Source organism: Streptomyces sp. G-G2, from assembly GCF_030063135.1.
GTDB lineage: Bacteria > Actinomycetota > Actinomycetes > Streptomycetales > Streptomycetaceae > Streptomyces.
The window spans coordinates 52,723-58,722 of the sequence record NZ_JASISO010000052.1 but is presented as its reverse complement, the minus strand read 5'-3'; the positions used below and the strand labels follow the sequence as shown (position 1 = coordinate 58,722).

The window sequence follows — 6,000 nt, the reverse complement described above, 5'->3', positions numbered from 1 at the left end:
CGGGGGAACGGCCCGCCCGCACCGCCGCCGCGAGGTGGCCGCTCTGGCGCTGGATGGCGGCGAAGGTGTAGCCCGTGGACGGCCGCGTCGCCCCGCCGGCGGCCCCGACGAGGAAGACCCGTCGCCCGGTACGGCGCGGGAAACGGCCGTCACTCATCGGGATCACCCCCTGCTCACGCCCGCGTACGACGTATTCGCCGAGCCCGAGGAGCGTGCCGCAGTAATGGCGCAGGGCGCGCTCGTACGCCGCGTCGTCCACGGTGGCGGGGGAGAACTCCGTGTACTCCACCAGCGCTTCGTGCCGGTCCAGCGGCAGTACGTAGCCGAAGGCGAGCCCCCGGGGCGGCTGGGGGAGCCGGAAGTCCATCAGCGTCGCCGTCCCGGGGTCGAAGGCCGGTCTCGCCGTGCGGACGAACCAGCCCCGGAAGTGCTGGAGCAGCGTGGTCCTGGCCGCGGGCAGCCGCCGCGGCGGACGCGAGTCGAAGACCAGCCGCGACCGCAGCTCCGCGGGCGCCCCGGAGGCGTCGCGGCCCCGGACCACCGCTCCGCCGGGGGTGTCACGGGCCGTTTCCACGGTCATCGGCCGCACCTCGACCCCGTACGCGTCGAGCCGCTGGGTCATGCCCGCCTCGAAACGGTCCGACCTCAGCATCTTGTACCGCAACGGCCCCAGCGGCCGGTCGATGACGGCGCCGTCCGGGGCGTACACCCGCAGCCTGTCCCAACTCGCGGTCAGCATCTCGTCGTACGCCCCGGCGCCCGCCTCCCAGTAGCACCAGGTCCGCTCGGGCGGACGCAGCGGGCCCGGGGGAGCCTCCACCACGACGACGCGCGGCGCCCGCGTCCCCGCGGTGACCGGTTCCGTGAGGCGGACCGCCAGGGACAGCCCGGCGGCCCCCGCCCCGACCACGGTCACATCAGCGTCCCAGCTCACCCCTCGGCCTCCAGCCCCGCGCGCCAACGTCCTTCTTCCGCGCCGCATGGCCCGGCGGATGCAGTACACCTTCCTCCGGAGGCGGGGCGAGGAAGGACGCGACGCGCGAGCGGCGATACGGAACACCTGCATCCGGGTCCGGAGCGGGCGGCGAACCCGCTGCGTGGCCCCGTCCGGCTGGCCTATTCGCAAACCGTTGCATAAACGGTGCAAATGGACAGGATAAAAGGACGGCCCTACATTCAAGGAACGGTCTCCCGCCGTATCCCTGAACGCTTCGGGGAAACGTAGCCGAAAGGCGAAAAGCATGAAGCTAGAGGACGAACTCCCCCTCGACCACAAGCTCGCGGGCGTGTACCGCTACGGCGCGCTCGTCTGCGGACTGATCCTCCTGGCCTTCAGCGGCCTCGGTTTCGCGGACCTGCTCAGCCCCTTCGACACCTCCGGCCGGCACATCGTCGGCATGACGACCAACACCACGCTCAGTGCGATCTCACTCGTCGTGGGGCTGGCGCTCGTCGTCGGGGCGATCATCGGAGGGAACGTCGCGTCGTCCCTGAACATGATCATCGGCGCACTGTTCGTGCTGAGCGGCTTCGCTCACCTCTTCGTGCTCGACCGGCCGGCCAATGTGCTCGGCTTCGGGATGAGCAATGTCGTGTTCAGCTTCCTCATGGGCCTCCTGATCATGACCTTCGGAATGTACGGACGGGTCTCCAGCAAACTCCCGCACGACAATCCCTACTGGCGCCAGCGCCACGCGAACGACACCGGGACCGGGGCCGGGACCGGGGCCGGCGCGGAGGCCGGGCAGCGCAACGACGTGGAGGCCGGACCGGTCCGCATCGAACGCTGACGACGGACGGGTTCTACGGGGACAGGTGACTGATTTCAGCCGGTGTTCGTCGGCTGCGGCAGGGGCATCGCCGCGCACCGGTCCCCCCGGAAGGCTCGGAGGGTGAGAGCAAGTGGTCCTGAACGCCGGGTGTCGCTGGGTGTCACGGGCGGCGGCTCTGGCCACCGCCACCCCGGGCCTGTCATCATCCGAGCACCGCGCGCTGCGACCGGCTGGGCAACAGCAGGTGGAGGGCGCGGAGATGGAGGCCTTCGACGTGCACGGCAAGGCCTTGGCCGAGGTAGCGCCCCAGCGGGCGGCGTCCGGCTCGGTGCGCCGCCGCCCGACCGCCGCCCTGCGCCCGTACATCGCGAACTACATCGGCTTCCACACGTGGTTCGACGCGCCGCGTCGACGCCTGGAACTGCCCACCGGTTTCGTGAGCCTCGTCTTCACCTTCACCGACGGCCTGTGGATCTCGCGTACGGAGGATCCGGCGGCGGCCCCGCCGCGGCAGGCCTCCCGGGCCATGGTCAGCGGCCCGCGCACCGTCCCGGCGATCGGCGTGCACGCGGGTGCGGTGCGGGGCCTGGAGGTGAACATGAGCCCGCTCGGGGCGTACCGCCTGTTCGGGCTCCCGATGGCGTACTTCGAGGACGCGCACGTGGACCTCGTGGACGTACTCGGCGCGACCTGGCAGTCGTTGCCCGACCGGCTCCAGCAGCTCGACGCGTGGCAGGAGCGGTTCGCCCTGCTCGACGAGGTGCTCTGCGCGCGCCTGGACGGCGGTCCGCACCCCTCACCGGAGGTACGCGGCGCCCTGTGGCGGCTCTGGACGGACGGCGGATCGCTGTCGGGGGTGGCCGCCGAGACCGGATGGAGCGCCCGCACCCTGCGGGCCCGGTTCCGCGAGCAGGTGGGTCTGTCCCCCAAGGGGGTATCACGGGTGTTCCGGATGCAGCACGCCCTGCGGCTGATGTCGGCGGGGACGTCCCTGGCGCAGGTGGCCGCCGTCTGCGGCTACCACGATCAGGCACATCTGAGCCGCGACCTGAAGGCCATGACCGGACTCGCGCCCTCGCGGTTCGTGAAACTGCGCGGCGGACTGCCTCCGGGCTCGGTCCTGGACCGGGTGCCGGGGCGGATCAGCAGCGTGATGCTGTCGGGGTAGGGGCGGACGCGGGACGGGCCGGGTGCGGGACGGGCCGGGCCGGGGGGCGACACCGGGGCGTGCCGTTTTTGACAAGACGCGGCCGCCGGTTCTTGCGAGGCTCGGCCCACGGCTCCTCGTCCCCCACGGCTCCTCGTCCCCCACGGAGGAAACACCTTGTTCGCTGCCCTCGGGTTCGATCCGGCCACCGAAGCCGCCTACCGGCTGACGGCTACCCGTCCCGAAGGGCGGGGCGTCGAGCAGATCGCCTCGCCACGCAGCACCTCCAGCAGGACGAGTCCGCCGTACGCGGCGCCCTGGGCCGGTTCGTCGAGGCCTGCCTGCTACTCGACCGGCGGCAGGGGGAGATCAGCGAAAGCCACTGGAGGGTGTCCCGGACGATCTCCGAACTCCGCTACGGAGCGGGCCCGGACGGAGCCGACGGCGGCGGCCGGGGCGGGGGTAGCGGCGCCGACGGCGGCGGCGTACGCACCGTGTCCGCCCTCCCGCTGCGGATGATCCTGGTCGACCGGGCCCATGTCCTGGTACCGCCGGACCCCGCAGACACCCGCGCGCGGGCCGTCGTCCTGCCGCTGCCCGGCGCTCGTCTCGGCGCTCACTCACCGCCCTCTTCGAACAGGTCCGGGAGGCCGCTCGGCCGCTCGGTTGCGACCGCCCGTGCGACGGTCGGCGCCGGACTCACGCCGCCCGGGCGGGAGTTGCTGCGGCTGCTGAGCCGGGGTATGGCCGACGAGGCGGTCAGTCACCAGCTGGGCGCATGCCCGAGCACGGTCGGCCGGTCCACGGCGACCCTGATGAAGCGCTTCGGCGCCCGTAGCCGCGTCGAGGCGGACCTGGGCGCGGCCCCGCCCGGATGGCTCTGACGAGCCCCCACGACCGCTGCGGTAGCCCGGCACGGGGGTGCGGGCTACCGCGGCGCCGCAGCAGCCGCCCGGTGCCGGGAAGGGCGGACCGGCGCCCGATCCGGCCGGAACTCTCAACCGGCGTGGCTGAGGTGCTTGGTCGGCGTCGCCTCCTCGTGGACACGGCCCGTACGACGGGCGATGCCCTGAGCGCTGCCGTGCCCAGCAGGCCGGCGCCCCACCGCAGGGCGGCCGCGACGCCTGTGGTCAGGACGAAGGCCGCCAGAACGAGACCGATGGTGCCCGCTCCCATGATGAGCAGGGCGCCCAGGACGTGCTGGTTCTCCTTGACCTACGCGGGAGCCGGCCCGGCCAGCACGAATCCCACGCCGGCACCGGCCAGCAGAAGACGGGCCGCTCCCACTCTTTCAAGGGATCAAAAACGCAGCGCCCATGAGTCGATGTAGCCGGTGTGGTCGCTCCGCGTGTCGAACACGCGGAGCCGCCAGCCGCCGTTCGCGGTCTCCGAGGACGCGTTGATCGCGTAGACGACGGTGTAGTCGGTCTCGATCCACGCCTCCCACTCGTCCTTGATCGGGTAGGCCGTGCCGTCCGGGGCGATCACGTCGATCCGCAGGTCGCCCACGTCCGGATGTTTGATGGCGATCTCGACATCGAGGTCCGCCGGGGCCCTGCCGGTCACCCCGCTCACGGTCACGGGGGAGTCGACGGTCGCCAGATCGGCCACCGGGAGGTCCGTGGTGTTCGCGAACCGCTTGCCCGCCGGTCGCTGCGCCGAACCGCCGCTGTACACCAGCCGGTTGGGGGAGCCCGTGCCGGGATCGATGACCGATCCGGTGCTCGCGTAGCTGGTGAGCGCCGCGCCGACCTGGGCCGGGGTCGCCGTTCGGTGGGTGGCGAGGTAGAGCGCCGCCGCTCCGGTGACGTGCGGGGTGGCCATCGAGGTGCCGGACATGTCCATGTACCGGTCGTCCGAGAAGTACGCGGCCGAGGAGATGGAGTCACCGGGAGCGAACAGGTCCACCAGAGGGCCGTAGTTGGAGTAGGAGGCCCGGTGGTCGTAGTCGCCGACCGCTCCCACCGTCAGCGCCGTCTGGACACGGGCGGGGGAGTGGCCCGAGGCGTCGATGCCCTGATTGCCGGCGGCCACCGCGTAGGTGAGCCCCGTGGCGATGGAATTGCGGACGGCGACGTCCAGCACGTCGTCGGGGTCTCCGCCCAGACTCATGTTCACCACCGCCGGCTTCACCGCGTTGCGGGTCACCCAGTCGATGCCCGCCACCACCTGCTCCGTGGTGCCCTGGCCGGTGTAGTCGAGCACCCGCACAGCGACGATCTTCGCCTGCTTGGCCACGCCGTGGGTCGAGCCCGCGACCGTACCGGCGACGTGGGTGCCGTGTCCGTGGTCGTCGTCGGCGATCATGTCGTTGTCGTTGTCGATGGCGTCGTAGCCGTAGGACGCGCGGCCGCCGAAGTCCTCGTGTGTGATGCGGACGCCGGTGTCGATGATGTACGCCGTGACGCCCTGGCCGGACGAGTCCGGGTAGGTGTAGGAGGTGTCCAGCGGCAGGCGCCGCTGGTCGAACCGGGACAAGCCCCACGAGGGCGGGTCCGGCTGGGTGGCGTCGAGCTTCAGCTTCCGGTTCTGCGCCACCTGGACGACGGCCGGATCCGCGGCGAGCCGACGGGCCTGGCGCTCCGTCAGCAGGGCGGAGTATCCGTTCAGCGCGGAGTCGTAGGTGCGGCTGATCCTCCCGCCGGAGCGCTCGACGACGTTCCGGGCCCTCGTGGTAAGGGACTTCGCGCGGGCCGGGTCCAGGATGACGAGGTAGCTGCCGGCGACGGCTCCGGGGGCGCCCGCGTAGCGGACGGTTCCCTCCGGCGGACTCGCCGCCGAGGCACCGGTGTTCAGCCCGAGCGCGAGCGCGGCGGCCAGTGCGAGAACGGCGCCGTGGCGCCGCCACAAGTGCGGTCTGGTGGTCATGCTGCCAGGCTGAGCCGCCGCGCCGCACGGGCACAAGAGGGCCTGGGCCACTGGAGCTTCAGGGAGTCTTCCACGACGCTGGCGGGGGGCGGCTGGTGAGGCTCATACGCCGAGCGGGCCCCCCGCCGCCGTGGGAAGGGCAGGCGAGAACGGCGGCGCGAACCCACCCCGGCACCTGAGCGTCGCCGCTGGCACCCACCGGGACACTGTCCG

Annotated in this window: 5 protein-coding genes; 3 read left to right on the top strand and 2 right to left on the bottom strand. The window is 72.2% G+C overall.

Going from position 1 to position 6,000, the window contains the following annotated elements; all coding sequences use genetic code 11:
* The coding region (locus QMF80_RS31735) for a lycopene cyclase family protein (protein WP_283459584.1) at positions 1-934 on the bottom strand (934 nt) is incomplete at its 3' end.
* A gap of 307 nt (positions 935-1,241) precedes the next feature.
* On the opposite strand from QMF80_RS31735, the gene QMF80_RS31730 reads away from it, so the two are divergent.
* From QMF80_RS31730 to QMF80_RS31720, 3 genes are all read left to right on the top strand, one after another.
* The gene (locus tag QMF80_RS31730; protein WP_283459581.1) at positions 1,242-1,790 is read left to right on the top strand and encodes a DUF4383 domain-containing protein; all 549 of its coding nucleotides are present in this window, start codon (positions 1,242-1,244) and stop codon (positions 1,788-1,790) included.
* A 139-nt stretch (positions 1,791-1,929) separates the two neighbouring features.
* Complete coding sequence (locus tag QMF80_RS31725; protein ID WP_283459579.1) at positions 1,930-2,940, top strand: helix-turn-helix domain-containing protein; 1,011 nt, start codon at positions 1,930-1,932, stop codon at positions 2,938-2,940.
* 368 nt (positions 2,941-3,308) lie between these two features.
* On the top strand, positions 3,309-3,803 hold the full coding sequence (locus QMF80_RS31720) for a helix-turn-helix domain-containing protein (protein ID WP_283459576.1): 495 nt from the start codon (positions 3,309-3,311) through the stop codon (positions 3,801-3,803).
* 415 nt (positions 3,804-4,218) lie between these two features.
* Here QMF80_RS31720 and QMF80_RS31715 read toward each other — a convergent pair whose 3' ends face one another.
* Entirely contained in the window at positions 4,219-5,787 is a 1,569-nt protein-coding gene (locus QMF80_RS31715) for a S8 family peptidase (RefSeq protein WP_283459573.1), read from the bottom strand.
* Between the last annotated feature and the right edge of the window lie 213 nt (positions 5,788-6,000).